17 protein-coding genes are annotated in these 18,519 nt (G+C 63.5%); 4 read left to right on the top strand and 13 right to left on the bottom strand.

The window, feature by feature from the left end:
- Window positions 1-51 precede the first annotated feature (51 nt).
- Together AB870_RS05950 and AB870_RS05945 are read left to right on the top strand one after the other, a co-directional pair.
- Window positions 52-1,032: an alpha/beta hydrolase gene (locus AB870_RS05950; RefSeq protein ID WP_418303996.1), complete on the top strand. Its 981-nt coding sequence runs from the start codon at window positions 52-54 to the stop codon at window positions 1,030-1,032.
- A gap of 156 nt (window positions 1,033-1,188) precedes the next feature.
- Complete coding sequence (locus AB870_RS05945) at window positions 1,189-1,962, top strand: ferredoxin--NADP reductase (protein ID WP_047907308.1); 774 nt, start codon at window positions 1,189-1,191, stop codon at window positions 1,960-1,962.
- 28 nt (window positions 1,963-1,990) lie between these two features.
- On the opposite strand, the gene AB870_RS05940 is transcribed toward AB870_RS05945, so the two are convergent.
- Together AB870_RS05940 and AB870_RS05935 are read right to left on the bottom strand one after the other, a co-directional pair.
- Entirely contained in the window at window positions 1,991-2,812 is an 822-nt protein-coding gene (locus tag AB870_RS05940) for an enoyl-CoA hydratase (RefSeq protein WP_047907307.1), read from the bottom strand.
- Between the two features lie 133 nt (window positions 2,813-2,945).
- A complete protein-coding gene (locus tag AB870_RS05935) occupies window positions 2,946-3,869 on the bottom strand; it encodes a histone deacetylase family protein (protein WP_047907306.1) in 924 nt (307 codons plus the stop codon).
- A gap of 503 nt (window positions 3,870-4,372) precedes the next feature.
- Between AB870_RS05935 and mltB the strand changes: the two genes are divergently transcribed.
- Entirely contained in the window at window positions 4,373-5,557 is a 1,185-nt protein-coding gene (mltB, locus tag AB870_RS05930) for a lytic murein transglycosylase B (RefSeq protein ID WP_237170067.1), read from the top strand.
- Window positions 5,558-5,635: 78 nt separating this feature from the next.
- On the opposite strand, the gene cysM is transcribed toward mltB, so the two are convergent.
- The 10 genes from cysM to cmk all read right to left on the bottom strand — a co-directional run bounded on the left by cysM (window position 5,636) and on the right by cmk (window position 15,639).
- Entirely contained in the window at window positions 5,636-6,538 is a 903-nt protein-coding gene (cysM, locus tag AB870_RS05925) for a cysteine synthase CysM (protein WP_047907305.1), read from the bottom strand.
- Window positions 6,539-6,655: 117 nt separating this feature from the next.
- Complete coding sequence (locus AB870_RS05920; RefSeq protein WP_047907304.1) at window positions 6,656-7,363, bottom strand: ComEA family DNA-binding protein; 708 nt, start codon at window positions 7,361-7,363, stop codon at window positions 6,656-6,658.
- Window positions 7,364-7,641: 278 nt separating this feature from the next.
- The gene (gene rfaD, locus AB870_RS05915; protein WP_047907303.1) at window positions 7,642-8,646 is read right to left on the bottom strand and encodes an ADP-glyceromanno-heptose 6-epimerase; all 1,005 of its coding nucleotides are present in this window, start codon (window positions 8,644-8,646) and stop codon (window positions 7,642-7,644) included.
- Window positions 8,643-9,632 carry a D-glycero-beta-D-manno-heptose-7-phosphate kinase gene (rfaE1, locus tag AB870_RS05910; protein WP_064674779.1) on the bottom strand — a complete coding sequence of 330 codons (990 nt, stop codon included), beginning with the start codon at window positions 9,630-9,632 and terminating at the stop codon, window positions 8,643-8,645. The genes rfaD and rfaE1 overlap by 4 nt, the downstream gene beginning before the upstream one ends.
- 17 nt (window positions 9,633-9,649) lie before the next feature.
- Entirely contained in the window at window positions 9,650-11,023 is a 1,374-nt protein-coding gene (locus AB870_RS05905) for a UDP-glucose dehydrogenase family protein (RefSeq protein WP_047907302.1), read from the bottom strand.
- Window positions 11,024-11,044: 21 nt separating this feature from the next.
- Complete coding sequence (gene lapB / locus AB870_RS05900) at window positions 11,045-12,220, bottom strand: lipopolysaccharide assembly protein LapB (protein WP_047907301.1); 1,176 nt, start codon at window positions 12,218-12,220, stop codon at window positions 11,045-11,047.
- Window positions 12,221-12,280: 60 nt separating this feature from the next.
- Window positions 12,281-12,574 carry a LapA family protein gene (locus AB870_RS05895; RefSeq protein WP_047908855.1) on the bottom strand — a complete coding sequence of 98 codons (294 nt, stop codon included), beginning with the start codon at window positions 12,572-12,574 and terminating at the stop codon, window positions 12,281-12,283.
- 247 nt (window positions 12,575-12,821) lie between these two features.
- Complete coding sequence (locus tag AB870_RS05890; RefSeq protein WP_017232087.1) at window positions 12,822-13,115, bottom strand: integration host factor subunit beta; 294 nt, start codon at window positions 13,113-13,115, stop codon at window positions 12,822-12,824.
- Between the two features lie 12 nt (window positions 13,116-13,127).
- Window positions 13,128-14,831, bottom strand: coding sequence for a 30S ribosomal protein S1 (gene rpsA / locus AB870_RS05885; RefSeq protein WP_044454718.1), 1,704 nt, complete (start codon window positions 14,829-14,831; stop codon window positions 13,128-13,130).
- Between the two features lie 112 nt (window positions 14,832-14,943).
- Entirely contained in the window at window positions 14,944-15,639 is a 696-nt protein-coding gene (cmk, locus tag AB870_RS05880) for a (d)CMP kinase (protein WP_237170066.1), read from the bottom strand.
- A 122-nt stretch (window positions 15,640-15,761) separates the two neighbouring features.
- On the opposite strand from cmk, the gene AB870_RS05875 reads away from it, so the two are divergent.
- The gene (locus AB870_RS05875) at window positions 15,762-17,087 is read left to right on the top strand and encodes an Nramp family divalent metal transporter (protein WP_053059746.1); all 1,326 of its coding nucleotides are present in this window, start codon (window positions 15,762-15,764) and stop codon (window positions 17,085-17,087) included.
- Between the two features lie 107 nt (window positions 17,088-17,194).
- Here the strand turns inward: AB870_RS05875 and aroA are convergent, their stop codons facing one another.
- Window positions 17,195-18,517: a 3-phosphoshikimate 1-carboxyvinyltransferase gene (gene aroA / locus AB870_RS05870; protein ID WP_047907300.1), complete on the bottom strand. Its 1,323-nt coding sequence runs from the start codon at window positions 18,515-18,517 to the stop codon at window positions 17,195-17,197.
- Between the last annotated feature and the right edge of the window lie 2 nt (window positions 18,518-18,519).

Raw genomic sequence — 18,519 nt, 5'->3', positions numbered from 1 at the left:
CATCTCGGCATGACGCCCGGAGGAGACATGATTACGCACTCTGAATCGCAACTGCACGCCAGCGACGGTCTCACGCTCCACGTCCACACCTGGCGCCCCGTCGCCGATCACGCGGCGGACACTGCCAACACAGCCAACGCATCCGACGCGGCATCACCGGCATCACCGGCGTCACCCGCATTACGCGCGGTCGTCGCCATCGTGCACGGGATGGGCGAGCATGGCGGCCGCTACGCCCGTCTCGCCACCCATTTCGCCTCGCTCGGGATCGCCACCGTGACCTACGATTTGCGCGGGCACGGCCGCTCGGGCGGCGCGCGCGTCTACGTCGAGCACTTCGACGACTACCTCGACGACACCGAGATTTTTCTCACGCACGTGCGCACCACGTTCGGACCGGCCCCGCTGTTCCTGCTCGGGCACAGCATGGGCGGCGCCATCGCTGCGCTCTATACGATCACGCGCGCGCCGGCCAACGTCAGCGGACTGATGTTGAGCAGCCCAGCGCTCGCACCGGGGGAACCCGTCGCCCCATGGATGGTGAAAGCCGGGCGCTGGGTATCGCGCTGGCTGCCTAGGGTGCCCGTGTTCAAGATCGACCCGGCGGCCATCGCCCGCGACAACGCCGTGGTCGACGCGGCCAAAAAGGATCCGCTCAACGCCTATCGCGGCACACCGGCGCGCACCGCCGCCGAATTGCTCGACGCCATGGCCCGCATTCACGCCAATGCCGATGCCCTGCACCTGCCGCTCTACATCTTCCACGGCACCGCGGACCGGCTCACCGCGCCGTGGGCGAGCGAGCAGTTTCACGGCAACGCGGGCTCGAAGGACAAGACCCTGCGCCTCTACCCAGGTCACTTCCATGAAACGCTCAACGACCTCGACCGCGAAAAAGTCATCGACGAATTGACACGGTGGCTGGTGGCGCATTTGCCGGAAATGCGCACCGTGACGAGCGCCGAATCCCAATGGTTCGCCCCGCCGACGCGAGCACCGCAGCCCGCGCATGGCGCTCATCCCAATGCCTGATCGCACCTGATCGCACCTGAGTGCGGGTGAGCCGTGAGGTGCAGGGCAAGCGCGCCGCCCGCCCATGCGGAACCCGCCTCGCGAACAGGGTCTCGCGGCGCAGTACCGTGCTGCGCGTTACACTGAAGCCGTGTGGATTTGCGAGGAGCCTCCGGCATGCAAGCGCAGACGAAATACTCGCCGCAAATGGTCACCGGCATGCATTTCTGGACGCCGACGATCTTCAGCATCAAGACCACTCGCCCGCCCGGCCTGCAATTCACGGCCGGGCAGTTCGTGCGACTCGGCCTGCCGGGCGACGACGGCGAACTGATCTGGCGCGCGTACTCCTTCGTGAATTCGCCTGCCGAAGATACATTGGAGTTCTACGTAATTACGATTCCTGAAGGACTTCTCACACCGCGTCTGGCGCAACTCAAGGTCGGCGACGAATTGTTCGTCGATCACACCGCGTACGGCTTCCTCACGCTCGATCGCTTCATCGGCGGCGACGATCTCTGGCTGCTCGCCACCGGGACCGGCCTCGCCCCATTCGTCTCGATTCTGCGAGACCCCGCTGTGTGGCAGCGATTCAAACGCATCTTCGTCGTGCACAGCGTGCGCTGGGAGCGCGATCTCGCCTATTACGAAGAGATCAAACACTTCTCTCACCCGGACGTCGACCCTGCGCTGGTCGACAAGCTTCACTTCGCCGTGAGCGTGACGCGCGAGCGAACGCCCGGCGCGCTGTATGGACGCATCACCTCGTTGCTGGCATCGGGAGCACTGGAGAAGGCGTTGGGGGCCACGCTCGATCCCGCAACGTCGCGCATCATGGTTTGCGGCAACCCCGACATGATCAAGGAACTGCGGGCATGGTTCACCGGCAACGGCTACGCGGTCAGTCGTACCGCGACGCCGGGGCCGTTGGTGCTGGAAAAGCAGTGGTAGGCCGCCGGATGCCGGCGCTGGCGCGGCGTCAGTTGCCGGGCTTTGCCCAGTCCGGCGCACGTTTCTCGATAAACGCCTGCACGCCTTCAAGCGCACACGCCTCCATCATGTTGCAGGCCATCGTCTGTCCGGCCATCTGATACGCGGCTTCGATGCCTGTCTCGGCCTGCCGATAGAAGAGTCCCTTGCCTGCGGCCACTGCCGCCGCGGGCTTCGCAACGATAGCCTGGCACAGGGTCGCGACTTCGGCATCGAGTCGCTCCATCGGCACCACGCGATTGACCAGTCCGCGCTCACGGGCGGTCTGCGCGTCGATGAAGTCGCCCGTCAACAGCATCTCCATCGCCTGCTTACGCGAAAGATTGCGCGACAGCGCAACGCCGGGCGTCGCACAGAACAGCCCCACATTGATGCCGGAGACGGCGAAACGTGCCGCCGACGTTGCCACCGCGAGATCGCACATCGCGACCAATTGACAGCCCGCCGCCGTCGCAATGCCGTGCACCCGCGCGATGACCGGTTGCGGCATGCGTTGCATCGTCAGCATCACCCGTGTGCACTGGTTGAACAACGTGCGGTAATAGTCGAGCGACGGCTGCGCGCGCATCTCCTTGAGATCGTGTCCCGCACAGAACGCCGCACCGGCGGCGGCGAGCACGACCACGCGCACGCTGTCGTCCCGCGAGACATCGTCGAGCGCGCGTTGCAGCGCATCGAGCATGGCCTCCGAGAGGGCATTGAAATGACGCGGGCGATTGAGCGTGAGCGTCACCACCCCCGACTGCTCGCCGTCGCCGCGTGAGACGAGAACCAGCGGCTGCGGGGCCGCCGTCGCTTCCGATGACGTCATGTTGTCTCCTGTGCCGGCCCGGTCTCGACAACGCGCGGCATTTCATGTTCGCAGTCTCGTTCGGCGCAACCGCCCGTCGTGTCACGCGACGCCCCGGCGGAGCCGGGCATGGAGCGGCGCCGGCCCTGCGACATCAAACGTCGGCAAGCACCTTCAGATGCGCCACGACGCTGCGCCCGAGCGCCGAGAGGTTGTAGCCGCCTTCCAGGCAGCTCACGATGCGCCCCTTGGCGTGACGGTCCGCAATGGCCTTCACTTCCTTGGTGATCCACGCGAAGTCCGCTTCCGTAAGCCCCAGCCCACCGAGATCGTCTTCGCGGTGCGCGTCGAAGCCGGCCGAGAAGAAGATCATCTCGGGACGGAACGCGTTCAGGCGCCCCAGCCACCCGTACTCGATGGCTTCACGCGCGGCCATGCCGGACGTGCGCGCTTCGAGCGGGATGTTGAGCATGTTCGGCGCGGGATCGTTTGCGCCGGAGAACGGGTAGAACGGATGCTGGAAGATGCCGCACATCAGCACGCGCTCGTCGTTGCCGAACGCCGCTTCCGTACCGTTGCCGTGGTGTACGTCGAAGTCGACGATGGCCACGCGCGACAGTCCGTGGACTTCGAGCGCATGCGCGGCGGCGATCGCGACGTTGTTGAACAGACAGAAGCCCATGGCGCGCGTCGGCGTGGCATGGTGACCCGGCGGACGCACGCTGCAAAACGCATTGTCGAGTTCGCCGCGCATCACCGCGTCCGTCGCGGCCACGGCCGCACCGGCCGCGCGCGTGGCCGCGCGCCAGGAGTACGGGTTGAGCAGCGTATCGGGATCGATCGGGAAGTAACCGGACTCGGGAATGCTCTCGCGTACGAAGTCGATGTGATCCTGCGTGTGCACGAGCCGCAGGCTGGCTTCGTCCGCCACCGGCGCTTCACGTCGTTCGAGCAGACCGTCGATGCGACCGGCAATCAATTGGTCCTCGATGGCGCGCAGCCGCTCGGGGCATTCCGGATGCCACTCGCCCATTTCATGACGGACGCAATCGGGATGTGTATAGAACCCGGTAGCCATTCGTTGTGTCGCCTATCGCTTCGAATCGTTATATTGGGACGGGCGGGGGATGCCCGCCGCGCCGTGGTCTCCACATCCGGTAGCGGCCGGATGCGGAACCTGGCTCGCGTCGATGGCGGGACACCTGAAGGAGTTCAGGTCACTCGCAAACGCGCGCCGATGGCCGGCATCCCCCATGAACACTGTCACAGACAGTGCACAGGCCTTAAGGTATCACAGGTGCACTCGGTTATACTGCCAGGCAGTCTCCCAGCAGACCCGTGTCAGCCGGTAAGGGCCGTTCTCCCGAAATTCGGGACGGCAGGAACTGGCATGAATGGTTGACGCTCAAGGTAACAACGCACGTCGAGTGACATTCGCAATCGTCACCGATAAGGGATGTGCATTGACGCATATCGATGCAGATCTGCGCATACCGACGAGAGCCTCAACGCGACTAACGTGGTTACGTCCCCCCGAGGGGCCGTGCCGCATTTGGACTTCATACAGGCCTGACAGACAGCATGACATCACCGGTACGGATGTACGATTCTTTCCCGCCGGCGCGCACGCGCCTTACTCATCGACCGGACAATGGCCGTCATCCCACGGTGGCCGCGCTTGGCAAACTCGGCATTGCCCTGTGTATCGGCGCGCTCGCCGTGACGAGCGTCGGCGTGCATGCGCAGGCACGCGCCAGGCAGGCCGCGCAGACCGAGTTCGAGGAAGAGGTGGTGCCGCAGCGCTATGCGGCCAACCCTGAGGTCGATGCGTTCATCAACGACATCGTGGCGCGCGACGGCTTCGATCGCACCGAGTTGCAGAAGGTCTTCTCGCGCGTCGTGTTCTCGCAAACCGCCGCGCGTCTGGCTGCGCCGCCCGCCACACCGGGTCAGAAGAACTGGACGAACTACGAGAAGCGTTTTCTCGACAACACCCGCATCAACGGCGGTGTGCGTTTCTGGAATCAGAACGCCGCCACACTCGCGCGTGCCGCCAAGGCATACGGCGTGCCCGAGGAGATCATCGTCGCCATCATCGGTGTCGAGACGATCTACGGGCGCAACATGGGCAACTTCCGCACCATCGATGCGCTCACGACGCTCGCGTTCGACTATCCGCCCGCGCGCAATCGCTCGGAGCGAATGGCCCTGTTCCGCAAGGAGCTCGAAAACCTGCTGCTCTACGCACGTGAGCGTGGTGTCGATCCGTTCAGCATCTACGGCTCTTACGCCGGTGCGATCGGCATTCCGCAATTCATGCCGTCGTCGATTCGCAATTACGCAGTCGACTACAGCGGCGACGGCAAGATCAATCTGACCAGCGATGTGGCTGACGCCATCGGCAGCGTCGCCAACTTCCTCAAGCAGCACGGATGGCAGGCGGGCCAGCCGGTCGTGTGGAACATCGCCGGCGACCGGGGCAGTCAGGGGCTGGCCGAAGCCGGTGCCGACGGTCAACCGGAGCCGCACTGGAAGCTCGGCGACTTCATCAAGGCCGGCATGCTGATGAACGAGCCGAAGCTCGACGTGGGCTCGGCGCTCGACACGCCGGTGCTGATCGTCGACCTGCCGACGCCGGGGCAAGCCACGCAGTACCGCATGGGCCTCACGAACTTCTACGTGCTCACGCGCTACAACCGCAGCTTCTTCTACGCAATGTCGGTGTATGACCTGGCCGATGCCATCAAGGCGGCACGCGCGCCCTGATATGCCGCTCGGGTAGGCGTCGCCACGACAAACGGGACCTTTCGGTCCCGTTTTCGCTAGCGGCTTCGCGCGTGGCGATTATGCCGGAAACACGCCCGTCGACAGGTAACGGTCGCCGCGATCGCATACGACAAACACGATGGTCGCGTTCTCGACTTCATGGGCCAGGTTCAACGCGATGTGGCATGCGCCGGCAGCCGAAATACCGCAGAAGATTCCTTCCTCGGCCGCCAGACGGCGCGCCATGATTTCCGCGTCCGCCTGCGTCACGGAGATGGTGCGATCCACCCGGGCCCGGTCGAAAATCTTCGGCAGATACGCTTCCGGCCATTTGCGGATCCCCGGAATGCGCGAACCTTCGGCCGGTTCGGCACCGATGATCTGCACGGCCTCGCTCTGCTCTTTCAGATACTGCGAAACCCCCATGATCGTGCCCGTCGTGCCCATCGCGGAGACGAAGTGCGTGACACGGCCTTCGGTGTCGCGCCAGATTTCCGGACCAGTGGCCTCATAGTGCGCGAGCGGGTTATCCGGATTGGCAAACTGGTCGAGGATGATGCCGCGGCCATCGCGCTGCATCTGCTCGGCGAGGTCGCGCGCATACTCCATGCCGCCCTTGACCGGTGTGAGGATGATCTCGGCGCCATACGCGCCCATGCTCTGACGACGCTCGATGGAGAGGTCTTCCGGCATGATCAGCACCATCTTGTAACCACGGATAGCCGCTGCCATGGCCAGCGCAATGCCGGTGTTGCCCGACGTCGCCTCGATCAGCGTATCGCCCGGCTTGATGCGGCCACGCAGCTCCGCATGCTTGATCATCGACAGCGCCGGACGGTCCTTCACCGACCCCGCCGGGTTGTTGCCCTCCAGCTTGCCGAGAATCACGTTGTTGCGGCGGCGGATTTCGTCGTCGGGCAAACGCACCAGTTGCACCAGCGGGGTATTGCCGATGGTGTCTTCGATAGTCTTATAGGCCATTGCGCTAAGCTTTTTTCGGTCGGGAATCGAAACATTCTAATCCACCGGCCATGACCGCGCTCGGGGGTGAGGTCGCGCGGCCGGGCATGACATTGGCGAATGCCCGGCCGAGGGGCTTCAGAGCTTCGGTGCGCTGGCGGGTGCCGGGGCCTTGGCCTTCTTCGATTTGGAAGACTTCGATGCGGCAGGGTCGGCCGGGGCTGTCGGGGCGACGGCATTCGCCTGCGGCGTGCCAGACGACGGGGCGGCCGGGGTTGCGGCAGCGCGTGCGGACGTGTCGGCCGCCTTGGCATCCTTCGACTTCTTGGTCTTCGTCGCCTTGGCATCCGGCACCCCCGCTGCGGACGCTGCCGACGGAAGCGGCACGCCCGGCCTGGCCGGAACGGCGGTCGGCCCCGGGGACGCCGGCGTCATCGTCTTGCCCGCGGCGGGTGTCGGCGTCGGTATCTTTTGCGTCGCGGTGGACGGGGCCGGGGCCGGGGCCGGCGTGGCGGGCGCGGGTGCGGCCGCCGCGGGGGTCGTGGGGCTGGCCGGGGCCGCGCCACCGCCCTTCCCGCCGATCGTCATGCCCTCGGACTGGAGCGACGAGACGGACTTGGCGCCCAGCCCCTTGACCCGTTTGGCGACGTCGGCGGCATCCTTGTAAGGTCCGTGGGCATTGCGTTCGTCGATGATGGCCTTGGATTTGACCGGCCCGATGCCCTTGAGCGTCTCAAGCTGGGCCTGATCGGCGGTATTGATGTCGACGGCGGCCGTCGCCAGACCGCACAGCATGAAAAAGGTCACAACCGAGGTAACCACCGCCAGCAGGTATTTGCGCAGCATGATCTGCTCCTTGAAAGGTCGCTCGGGCCGATATCCCTGATACTGCCAACACCATCGCTATCACCGCTATCAACGCTACCGCCGCAACCGGATACCCCCGATACCTCCTTAACGCCCCAGTCGCCCGCCGGATGACACGACGACCGGGTCACCCCCCCAACGTCCAAACGAAACGGGGAGCCGGCCGGCTCCCCGTTTGACTTCCCACCCGTCAGGCGATACCGGACCACCAGAGGTAGCCGCCGCCGCTTATGTCTACCGTGCCTGCCGCCGCTCGCTTATTGTGCGAGCAGCCAGCGCACGTAGCGCGCAACGCCCTCGCCCACCGTGAAGAACGGCTGCTGATACCCGCCTGCCGAACGCAGATGATCGATGCTCGCCTGCGTGAAGCATTGATACTTGCCTCGCAGCGCATCCGGGAACGGGATGTACTCGACGATGCCCTGCCTGACCATCTCGTCCAGGGTGAGCGGCGCTTCGCCCGCCTCTTCACGCAAAGTGTTGATGACGGCGATGGCAATATCGTTGAACGGCTGGGCACGTCCCGTGCCGAGGTTGAAAATGCCACTGCGCTCCGGATGATCGAAGAAGTGCAGGTTGACCTTCACGACGTCTTCCACCGAAACGAAGTCGCGGCTTTGCGTTCCCGCGGCGTAGCCGTTGTACTCGCCGAAGAGCTTCACGCGGCCGTTGGCGCGGAACTCGTTGAAGTTGTGAAACGCCACCGACGCCATGCGTCCCTTGTGCGCCTCGCGCGGCCCGTACACGTTGAAGTAGCGGAAACCCGCCACCTGGCTCGGCAGCTTGCCCCCCGCATCGCGCATCGCACGACGCACGATCTGGTCGAACAGGAATTTCGAATAGCCGTAGACGTTCAGCGGTTTCTCGTACTCGCGCGTCTCCACGAACGTCTCCGACGCCCCATACGTTGCGGCCGACGACGCGTAAAGGAACGGCACTGCCTGCGACTGACACGCCTCGAACAACGCGCGGGTATAGCGGAAGTTGTTCTCCATCATGTAGCGGCCGTCCGTCTCCATGGTGTCGGAGCAGGCGCCTTCGTGGAAAATCGCGCGCACGCGACCGAATTCCCGGCGCTGGAATCGCGCAACGAAATCCGTCTTGTCGAGGTAATCGCTAATCTCGCAATCGACCAGATTACGGAATTTGTCGGCGCGCGTGAGGTTATCGACCGCCACGATGTCGGTCTCTCCGCGCTCGTTGAGGGCTTTGACGATGTTGGCGCCGATGAAGCCCGCAGCGCCCGTCACGATGATGGTCATGTCAGCTCGGAAAAGAGTTCGTTGTAGTCGACGGTCGCCGTGCCCAGTTTGCCCACGACGATGCTGCCTGCACGGTTGGCAAGCACGACGGCCTGCGGCAGCGGCAGACCGGCGGAGAGCGCTGCCGCCAACGTTGCGATCACGGTATCGCCCGCGCCCGAGACGTCATACACTTCGCGCGCCTGCGCCGGCACGTGCAGCGCCCCCCCGCCGGTGAAGAGCGTCATGCCCTCTTCCGAGCGGGTAAGCAGCAGCGCCTCCAGCCCCAGCGACTCGCGCAAATTCTGCGCGCGCGAGGTCAGATCGTCTTCGGAACGCCACTCGCCCACAACCTGCTGCAACTCTGCGCGGTTCGGCGTCAGGATCGTCGCGCCGCGATAGCGCTCGTAGTCGCTGCCCTTGGGGTCGACGAGCACGGCCTTGCCCGCCGCGCGTGCCGCTTCGATCATCGGCTGTACGTGCGTGAGACCGCCCTTGGCATAGTCCGAGAGCAGCACGACATCGTAGCTGGCGAGCAATTGACGATACTGATCGAGTACGGCAAGCAGCACTTCGCGCGCCGGTTGATTCTCGAAATCGATACGCAGCAACTGCTGCTGGCGCGAAACGATGCGAAGCTTGATGGTCGTCGCCAGATCGGCATCGCGCGTCACGAACGCCGTCACACCGCTCGCGTCGAGCATGTCGACTACGCGCTCGGCCGGCTCGTCCTCGCCGAGCACACAAAGCAGACCGGCCTGTGCGCCCAGCGACGTCGCGTTGAGCGCCACGTTGGCCGCGCCGCCGAGCCGTTCCTCGTTGCGCTTGACGTGCACCACCGGCACCGGCGCTTCCGGCGAAATGCGATTGACGTCGCCGAACCAGTAGCGATCGAGCATCACGTCGCCAACGATCAGCACGCGCGCACGGGTGAGCGCCTCGCGGGGCACCTTGGGCACGCCGGGCGCCTGAACCGTACGCGTCAACGAAGTTGCTGTCGAAGTCATCCGTCGTTCCTCGAAATTCAAGCGGACTCGCTCAGACCGCGGCCGATGCCGTGGTACTCGATGCCCAGTTCCTGCATGGCCTCGGGATCGTACAGGTTACGACCGTCGAAGATCAGCGGCAGCGACAAGGCCGACTTGACCTTGGCGAAATCCGGGCTGCGGAAAGCCTTCCATTCCGTCACGATGACCAGCGCGTCCGCACCGGTCAGCGTATCGTTCTGCGATGCGCAGAATTCGATGCGACCGTGCGCCTGAGCATCGTCGGCGAAATCCAGCGCCACGACGCGGCGCGCCTCATCGAGCGCCACCGGGTCATATGCACGCACGCGCGCGCCACGGCGCACCAGTTCCGCGATCACGCGACGGCTCGGCGCTTCGCGCATGTCGTCCGTGTTCGGCTTGAAGGCCAGCCCCCACAGGGCGAACGTCTTGTCCTTGAGATCGTCGCCGAGGCGCGACACGATCTTGTCGATGAGCACCGTCTTTTGCGTTTCATTGACGGCTTCCACGGCGTTAAGAATCCGCAGCGGCAGGCCGTAGTCTTCGGCTGTGCGTACGAGCGCCTGCACGTCCTTGGGGAAGCACGAGCCACCATAGCCGCAGCCAGCGTAAAGGAAGTGATAGCCGATACGCGGGTCCGAGCCGATGCCCTGGCGCACGTCCTCGATGTCGACACCGACGCGATCCGCCAGATTGGCCAGTTCGTTCATGAACGAAATACGCGTCGCCAGCATGGCATTGGCGGCGTACTTCGTGAATTCCGCCGAGCGGACATCCATGTACAGCGTGCGCTCGTGATTGCGGTTGAACGGCGAATACAGGCGCTTCATCATCGCGCGCGCCTGCTGACCGTTCGCATCGTCGTCCACCCCGATCACGATGCGATCCGGACGCATGAAATCGTCCACCGCCGCCCCTTCTTTCAGGAATTCGGGATTGGAGACGACGGAGAACTTCACGTCTTCACCGCGCCTGGCAAGCTCTTCGGCCACCGCCACGCGCACCTTGTCGGCCGTGCCGACCGGTACCGTCGATTTGTCGACGATGACCTTGAAGCTCTTGGCATACCGGCCGATATTGCGTGCGGCGGCCACGACGTATTGCAGGTCGGCCGAGCCATCCTCGTCCGGCGGCGTGCCGACCGCAATGAATTGCACGTCGCCGTGCGCGACGGAGGCCTCGACGTCCGTCGAGAATTGCAGACGACCGGCTTCGCGGTTGCGTGCGATGACTTCCTGGAGACCCGGTTCGTGAATCGGCACGCCGCCGTTGTTCAGGATCTCGATCTTGCGCGGATCGACGTCGAGACAGAACACGTCATTGCCGACGTCTGCGAGACAGGCACCCGTAACAAGGCCGACGTAGCCGGAACCGATGATGGTGATCTTCATGATTTTGCGATGTTATGAAACTTATGTTGCTGCCGGCACATCGGCGCGGCGCGGCGTGTACGTCTCCCAGCCGTTACAGCCGGGGCACTGCCAGTAGAAAAGTCGTGCGCGAAAGCCACATTGATCGCAGACATAGCGTGGCAACGACTTGGTCCGCTGCGTGATGAGCTTGCCCATGAGTTGCAGATCCGACTGCGTGTCGCCATGCGCCGTTGCGGCATGCGCTTCGAGCAGGCGCGCCATGCCCGGTGCGCTCGGCGCGCGGTGCATCTGCTCGCGCATCAACTGAAGCGCCGCTTCCGGCCCTTCGAGCGAGAGGGTCTTCTCGTAGACGATTTCCAGCAGATCGTCCGACGGATTCTTGCGCAACGCGTCGCGCAACATCGTCACCCCTTCCGATGCCCGGCCAAGCGCCTCATACGCCTTCATGACGCGCTTGGCGGCCAAACCGAGATACATCGGATTTTGCGCTTCGATCGTGCGCAGCACGCGTAGTGCCCCTTCGGCGTCGCCGGCGGCGAGCAGCATGTCGCCACGCAACAGCGGTGCGCGCACATTGGCCGGATTGACTGCCAGTGCGGCGTCCAGCTCGTGGCCCACCGCTTCGACATCCTTACGTTGCAGGGCTTCCTGCGCCAGTTCGCAATGGAACTGGGCGATCTCTTTGCGATACGAGACCGCCGGGTCGAGATCGCTCAGCGTTTCGGCCTCCGCGAGCGCCTTGCGCCACTCCTTCTCGATCTGATAAATGGTCAGCTTCGCGTGCTGCGCCGCCTTCGCATAAGCACCGGTATGCAGGCGGCTGAAGGCGTCTTCCGCGCGGTCGAGCAATCCGGCCTTGAGAAAGTCGTGACCGAGTTCATAGAGTGCATGCTCTTGATCGGCTTGCGGGAGATCGTCGCGCGAAAGCAGATTCTGATGCACGCGAATGGCTCGCTCCGTCTCGCCGCGACGGCGAAACAGACTGCCGAGCGCGAAGTGCAACTCGGTCGTTTCGGGGTCGAGCTTGGCGACTTCGATAAAGGCGTCGATGGCCTTGTCCGGCTGTTCGTTCAGCAGGAAATTCAGACCGCGGAAATAGGATGCCGGCAGATTGCGGCTCTCCGAGAGCAGGCTGCGCAAATCCAGTCGCGCAGCCACCCAGCCACAGCCGAAGATCACGGGGATGGCAAGAAGCCACCAGACCTCGAATTCCATGAATGCGTGTTGTCGTTGAAACAGTCGATGAAGATGGCGAGTGTCGTGCGCGGCGCCGCGTCAGACCGGCGGCAGCATCGGCGGCTGATCGCTCGCCTCGGGGTCACGCTGGGCGCGCGCCAGATCGCGTCGCGCGCGACGCAACTCAAGGCGCTGCCGCATCAGGCTCGGCAACGTGGCGAGTACGCCAATGACGCCGCCGACCACAAAAAACGCCAGGCCGATCATGATGAGCGGCGCCGTCCACGTATGTCCCAGGAACAGGTTCAACGTGACCTCGCCGGTGTTGGCGAGCGCGAGACACAGCAACACCACGAATACGATCAGACGAACGATCCAAACAATCAGCTTCATGCCGAAAGGCTCCTGCGGCAGGATTGCCGTATGTTTTGCGACTTGGGCCGCCCGCATGGAACACCGGAGCCCCCGACGCGCCGGGCCGGCACGTGGGCGTATTGTACCCGATGTGCTCTGTGAGGCGTCGTTCCTGCAAAGGGCTTCACATTTCCGGCAATTGCCCGCACGTGCGGTCCGTTGCCGGGCATCAGAGACAAAAAAGCGCCCGAAGGCGCTTTTCTTGCGTAGTAGATCCCAAAGGGCCTTATTGGTCCGACGCCTTGTGATCAACCCGCTCTCGCAACTCCTTGCCTGGCTTGAAGTGCGGTACGAATTTCTCCGGCACCATCACTTTCTCGCCCGACTTAGGGTTACGGCCGACGCGCGGAGGCCGACGGTTGAGCCCGAAGCTGCCAAAGCCGCGGATTTCGATTCGATGACCGCGCGCAAGCGCATCGGCCATCGCGTCGAGAATCGTCTTCACCGCGAAATCGGCATCCTTGAGCACCAACTGGGGAAACCGCGCCGCCAACTGGTTGACCAATTCAGACTTGGTCATAGGCCTTGGACCTTACTGATTCTGGCTGTCCAGCTTGGCCTTGAGCAGGGCACCGAGGTTCGTGGTGCCGCTCGCTGCCGAGCTATCCGACGACATCTTGCTCATCGCTTCCTGTTGTTCAGCCGAATCCTTGGCCTTGATCGACAGGTTGATGTTGCGCGACTTGCGATCGATGTTGACGATCATTGCGTTGACGGCTTCGCCTTCCTTCAGCACGTTACGGGCATCTTCCACACGGTCGTGCGAGATTTCCGAAGCGCGCAGGTAGCCTTCAACGTCATCGCCCAGCGACACGACAGCACCCTTCGGGTCAACGGCCTTGATGGTGCCGTCAACGATCGAGCCCTTGTCGTGGATTGCCACGAAGGTGTTGAACGGGTCGCCTTCGAGCTGCTTGATACCCAGCGAGATGCGTTCCTTCTCGACGTCGATGCCCAGAACCACGGCCTCGACTTCGTCGCCCTTCTTGTACTTGCGCACGGCTTCTTCGCCGGCTTCGCTCCACGACAGGTCCGACAGGTGGACCAGGCCGTCGATGCCACCCGGCAGACCGATGAACACGCCGAAGTCGGTGATCGACTTGATTGCGCCCTTGATCTTGTCGCCCTTCTTGAAGTTGCGCGAGAAGTCATCCCACGGGTTCGGCTTGCACTGCTTCATGCCGAGGCTGATACGACGACGGTCTTCGTCGATCTCGAGCACCATGACTTCGACTTCGTCGCCCAGCTGGACAACCTTGGTCGGCGCAACGTTCTTGTTGGTCCAATCCATTTCCGACACGTGAACCAGGCCTTCGATGCCCGATTCCACTTCGACGAATGCGCCGTAGTCGGTGATGTTGGTGACCTTGCCGAACAGGCGCGTGCCTTGCGGGTAGCGGCGTGCGATGCCTTCCCACGGATCTTCGCCGAGCTGCTTGACACCCAGCGAGACACGACCCTTCTCCTGGTCGAACTTGAGAATCTTGGCGGTGACTTCCTGGCCAACCGACAGCACTTCGCTCGGGTGACGCACACGACGCCATGCGATGTCGGTGATGTGCAGCAGGCCATCGATACCGCCGAGGTCGACGAACGCGCCGTAGTCGGTGATGTTCTTGACCACGCCCTTGACGATCGCACCTTCCTTGAGCGTTTCGAGCAGCTTGGCGCGCTCTTCACCCTGGGTGGCTTCGATCACGGCACGGCGCGACAGCACGACGTTGTTGCGCTTGCGATCGAGCTTGATCACCTTGAATTCGAGGGTCTTGCCTTCGTACGGGGTCGTGTCCTTGACCGGACGCGTGTCAACCAGCGAACCCGGCAGGAATGCGCGGATGCCGTTGACCATCACGGTCAGGCCGCCCTTGACCTTGCCGGTGATCGTACCGGTCACGAGGTCGCCCGATTCGAGGGCCTTTTCCAGTTGCAGCCACGAAGCCAGACGCTTGGCCTTGTCGCGCGACAGCACGGTGTCGCCGTAGCCGTTTTCCAGGGCGTCGATCGCCACGGAAACGAAATCGCCGGCCTGAACTTCGACCTCGCCCTGATCATTCAGGAATTCTTCGATGGGGATGTACGCTTCGGACTTGAGGCCGGCGTTGACGACCACGAAGTTGTGGTCAACCCGAACGACTTCAGCGCTGATGACTTCACCAGCACGCATGTCTTGACGGGAGAGCGACTCTTCGAAAAGCGCCGCGAAAGATTCGTTGGTCGAGGTTTGCAGGTCGGACATAAAAGTGGATTACGCCGCTGACGTCCATCTCCCGAGGGGGCTGACGATAACGTGCAACGGTTGGGTTAAAGGTTAAACAAAGCCACACCGAATGACTGCATGAAACATCCGGTCAGGCGCCTTGCGGGTACTGCACTTGCGCGAACCATTCGAGCACCTGAGCCACCGCCTGATCGACGTTGAGCCCCGATGTGTCGAGTACCCGCGCACCCTCTGCCGGCCTTAGCGGCGCCTCGGCGCGGGTACGATCCCGCGCATCGCGCGCCTCAAGATCAAGCATGAGACTGTCAATGTTAGCAGAAAATCCTTTTTCTATCAATTGCTTATACCGCCTCTCGGCACGCGCCTGCGGCGATGCGGTCAAAAACACCTTCAAATCGGCTTCCGGGAAGATCACCGTCCCCATGTCACGGCCGTCCGCAACCAGTCCCGGCGCGGTCTTGAAGCCGCGCTGGAGCGCCACGAGGGCCTGGCGGACCGCTTTGTGCACGGCAATCGTCGAGGCGCGGTTGCCAATGGCTTCGGCGCGAATGGCGTCGGTCACGTCCTCGCCCGCCAGCCAGACGCGCTGATCGCGGAAACGGACATCCAACGTCTCGGCCAGCACAGCCAGCGCCCCCACATCGTCAGGGTCGATCCCGTGCCGGGCACTCGCCAGCGCAGTCAGACGGTAAAGGGCCCCGCTGTCGAGATAATGAAAGCCCAGTTCGTCGGCCACACGGTGTGCCACCGTACCTTTGCCGGAGGCTGTCGGGCCATCCACCGTAATGACTGGAATCGAGTCGTCCACCACCGTCAAATCAGGCATTCCTTCGTCTCTGTCTATCCAACACATGAAAAAATAAAACTTCCCATATAAACGATAATGATTATCATTTAGATGTATGCGCTATGTATACGCTATTTGTGCCGCCGGAAAATGTGACTGCCATGCAAAGCCGCGATTATCCCTTAACCGGCCCCGAATGGGTGCCACCTCCCAATCCGCAAAGCCCGACGCCACGCCGCGCGCAGCGGTGGATGGGGTTCGCCGGAGCGGGCACGCTCATCGCCGTCGGCTACATGGATCCGGGAAACTGGGCCACGGCGATTGCCGGCGGGGCCCGCTATGGCTACACGCTACTGAGCGTCGTGTTGCTCTCGAGCGTCATGGCGTTGTTGCTGCAATGGCTGGCGGCGCGCGTGGGCCTGATAACGGGACGCGATCTCGCTCAACTCTCACGTACCCAGTATAGCCGTCGCATTTCGGTGGCGTTATGGGGGCTTTGCGAGGTGGCCATCATCGCCTGCGACCTTGCCGAGATCATCGGCAGCGCGGTCGCCCTGCAATTGCTTTTCGGCCTGTCACTGCCGGTGGGCATCGTACTTGCCGGCGCCCTCGCCTTTGCCATGCTGAGCCTGCAGGGTTTCGGGCAGCGACGCCTGGAGGGTACCGTCGCCGCCTTGATCCTCCTGACGGCAGGATGCTTCGCCGCGCAGCTCGCTCTGGCCAATCCGGATTGGGGTGCCGCCGTGTCCGGTCTGCGCCCGCGCAGTGAAATCGTTGCCCAAGCCGGCATGTTGTGGCTGGCGGTCGGCATTCTCGGCGCGACGGTCATGCCTCACAACCTCTATCTTCATTCGGCGCTGCTTCGCGCGCGCGGTGAAGCGATGCCGGAACGGACACCCGCTGCGATGCACCGGGCGCTGCGCACGACACAGTGGGATACCACCCTGTCGCTCGGCTTTGCGTTCCTCATCAACGCCGCCCTGCTGACTCTCGCCGCCGCCGTGTTTCACGCGAGCGGAAACACTTCGGTGGAATCTCTTGGCGACGCACACAAGCTGCTCGCTCCGCTGCTGGGCAATCAATGGGCGAGCATCATGTTCGCAGTCGCGCTGCTCGCCTGCGGGCTGAATTCGACGGTGACTGCTACGCTGGCGGGCCAGGTCACGATGGAGGGATTTCTGAACCTGCGCATGAAGCCGTGGCAACGCGCCCTGTTCACACGTGGACTGGCGTTGATTCCCGCGCTGCTGATCGTTGGCCACGGCGGCGAGGCGCAAACCACGCATTTGCTCGTGTTCAGTCAGGTTGTGCTGAGTCTGCAATTACCGTTCGCCGTGATTCCGCTAGTCCGTTTTGCCAGCGACGCGAAACTCATGGGCCAATGGCGCGTGCGAGGAACATGGCTCGCCGCGGCATGGGGCATTGCCGCCGCCATCGTCGTACTCAACGGTGTACTGCTCTGGCAAACGATGACCGCTCAGCGCTAATGCCATGACCCGAAAACGATAGCGCGATGGCGCCCGGAGCCCCCACCGTCGCCGAGGCGGACGATATGAGCCCGGCCCCATGAGCCCGGGCCGGTCACATCCGTCGATTACGACGCGACGCGCACAAATTCAGAGAAATAGGTCGGGAACGTCTTTGCGACGCATTTCGGATCGTTGATCGTCACCGGCACACCGCCCAAACTGACCAACGAGAAACACATCGCCATGCGGTGATCGTCGTAGGTGTCGATGGCCGCATTTGGCGTCAGCGCCGCGGGCGGTGTCACGCGCAGATAATCCGCACCCTCCTCCACCGTTGCCCCGACCTTACGCAACTCGATTGCCATGGCCGCGAGTCGATCCGTTTCCTTCACCCGCCAGCTCGCCACGTTTCGCAGTGTGGTCGTCCCATCGGCGAAAAGCGCGGCGACGGCGATGGTCATCGCGGCGTCGGGAATGTGATTGAAGTCCATGTCCAGCGCACGCAGCTTGCCGCTCGGCGTATCGACGCCGTGCACTTCAATGGCATCGTCATACCACCTCACCCGAGCGCCCATCGCAGCCAGTGCGTCGACGAAGCGCACGTCGCCCTGAATGCTGTCGCGCCCCACCCCTTCCACACGTATCGGACCGCCCCCGATCGCGCCGGCCGCCAAAAAGTACGAGGCCGACGACGCGTCGCCTTCCACACGGATCTCGCCTGGACTGCGGTACCTGGCGCCATCCGCACCGGCGGCCGGCAGCGTGAAGCGCGACCAGCCGTCCTGTTGCACGTCGATACCGAACCGGCGCAGCAGTCGCAGCGTAATGTCGATGTACGGCTTTGAAATCAGTTCACCTTCCACTTCCACGACGATCTCGCCCGTTGCAGAGGGCAGCAGCGGCAGCGTCAGCAACAGTGCGGTCAGAAACTGGCTCGACACGTCGCCACGCACGCGAATGGGCGCGAGCGGTGCGGCCACGTCGGCGGGCTTGATGTGGAGCGGCGGATACCCGGCATTGCCGAGATAATCGATTTGCGCACCGAGTTGGCGCAGGCCGTCGACCAGATCGCCGATGGGACGCTCATGCATGCGCGCCACGCCGGAGACTTCGTAATTCCCGTGGCTCAACGACAGCGCGGCCGTAAGCGGGCGGATCGCCGTACCGGCATTGCCCATGAACAGCTTCGCCGCCTTTACGGGAAATACACCGCCACAACCTTCGACGATGAAGTCGCGCGAGTCGCCGACTTGCGTGCACTTGACTCCGAGCACCGCCAGTGCGTCGAGCATGACCTGCGTATCGTCCGACGCCAGCAGTTCGCGCACGCGCGTCGTGCCGCGCGAGAGCGCAGCGAGCAGCAGCACCCGGTTCGAGATGCTTTTCGAGCCGGGCAGTCGGAGCGTGCCTTCGGCGTGGCCGTACGGGCCGAGATCGAGCGTTTCCATTC

It is taken from the genome of Pandoraea faecigallinarum, assembly GCF_001029105.3.
Taxonomy (GTDB): domain Bacteria; phylum Pseudomonadota; class Gammaproteobacteria; order Burkholderiales; family Burkholderiaceae; genus Pandoraea; species Pandoraea faecigallinarum.
The sequence above is the reverse complement of the archived record's forward strand: the minus strand, read 5'-3'. Positions and strand labels throughout refer to the sequence as shown.

Excerpts from the sequence above, each read along its gene's own strand:
- AB870_RS05945 (WP_047907308.1), top strand. The coding sequence starts at position 1,189 with ATGCAAGCGCAGACGAAATACTCGCCGCAAATGGTCACCGGCATGCAT.
- AB870_RS05940 (WP_047907307.1), bottom strand. The coding sequence starts at position 2,812 with ATGACGTCATCGGAAGCGACGGCGGCCCCGCAGCCGCTGGTTCTCGTC.
- AB870_RS05935 (WP_047907306.1), bottom strand. The coding sequence starts at position 3,869 with ATGGCTACCGGGTTCTATACACATCCCGATTGCGTCCGTCATGAAATG.
- mltB (WP_237170067.1), top strand. The coding sequence starts at position 4,373 with ATGACATCACCGGTACGGATGTACGATTCTTTCCCGCCGGCGCGCACG.
- cysM (WP_047907305.1), bottom strand. The coding sequence starts at position 6,538 with ATGGCCTATAAGACTATCGAAGACACCATCGGCAATACCCCGCTGGTG.
- AB870_RS05920 (WP_047907304.1), bottom strand. The coding sequence starts at position 7,363 with ATGCTGCGCAAATACCTGCTGGCGGTGGTTACCTCGGTTGTGACCTTT.
- rfaD (WP_047907303.1), bottom strand. The coding sequence starts at position 8,646 with ATGACCATCATCGTGACGGGCGCTGCGGGCTTCATCGGCGCCAACATC.
- rfaE1 (WP_064674779.1), bottom strand. The coding sequence starts at position 9,632 with ATGACTTCGACAGCAACTTCGTTGACGCGTACGGTTCAGGCGCCCGGC.
- AB870_RS05905 (WP_047907302.1), bottom strand. The coding sequence starts at position 11,023 with ATGAAGATCACCATCATCGGTTCCGGCTACGTCGGCCTTGTTACGGGT.
- lapB (WP_047907301.1), bottom strand. The coding sequence starts at position 12,220 with ATGGAATTCGAGGTCTGGTGGCTTCTTGCCATCCCCGTGATCTTCGGC.
- AB870_RS05895 (WP_047908855.1), bottom strand. The coding sequence starts at position 12,574 with ATGAAGCTGATTGTTTGGATCGTTCGTCTGATCGTATTCGTGGTGTTG.
- AB870_RS05890 (WP_017232087.1), bottom strand. The coding sequence starts at position 13,115 with ATGACCAAGTCTGAATTGGTCAACCAGTTGGCGGCGCGGTTTCCCCAG.
- rpsA (WP_044454718.1), bottom strand. The coding sequence starts at position 14,831 with ATGTCCGACCTGCAAACCTCGACCAACGAATCTTTCGCGGCGCTTTTC.
- cmk (WP_237170066.1), bottom strand. The coding sequence starts at position 15,639 with ATGCCTGATTTGACGGTGGTGGACGACTCGATTCCAGTCATTACGGTG.
- AB870_RS05875 (WP_053059746.1), top strand. The coding sequence starts at position 15,762 with ATGCAAAGCCGCGATTATCCCTTAACCGGCCCCGAATGGGTGCCACCT.
- aroA (WP_047907300.1), bottom strand. The coding sequence starts at position 18,517 with ATGGAAACGCTCGATCTCGGCCCGTACGGCCACGCCGAAGGCACGCTC.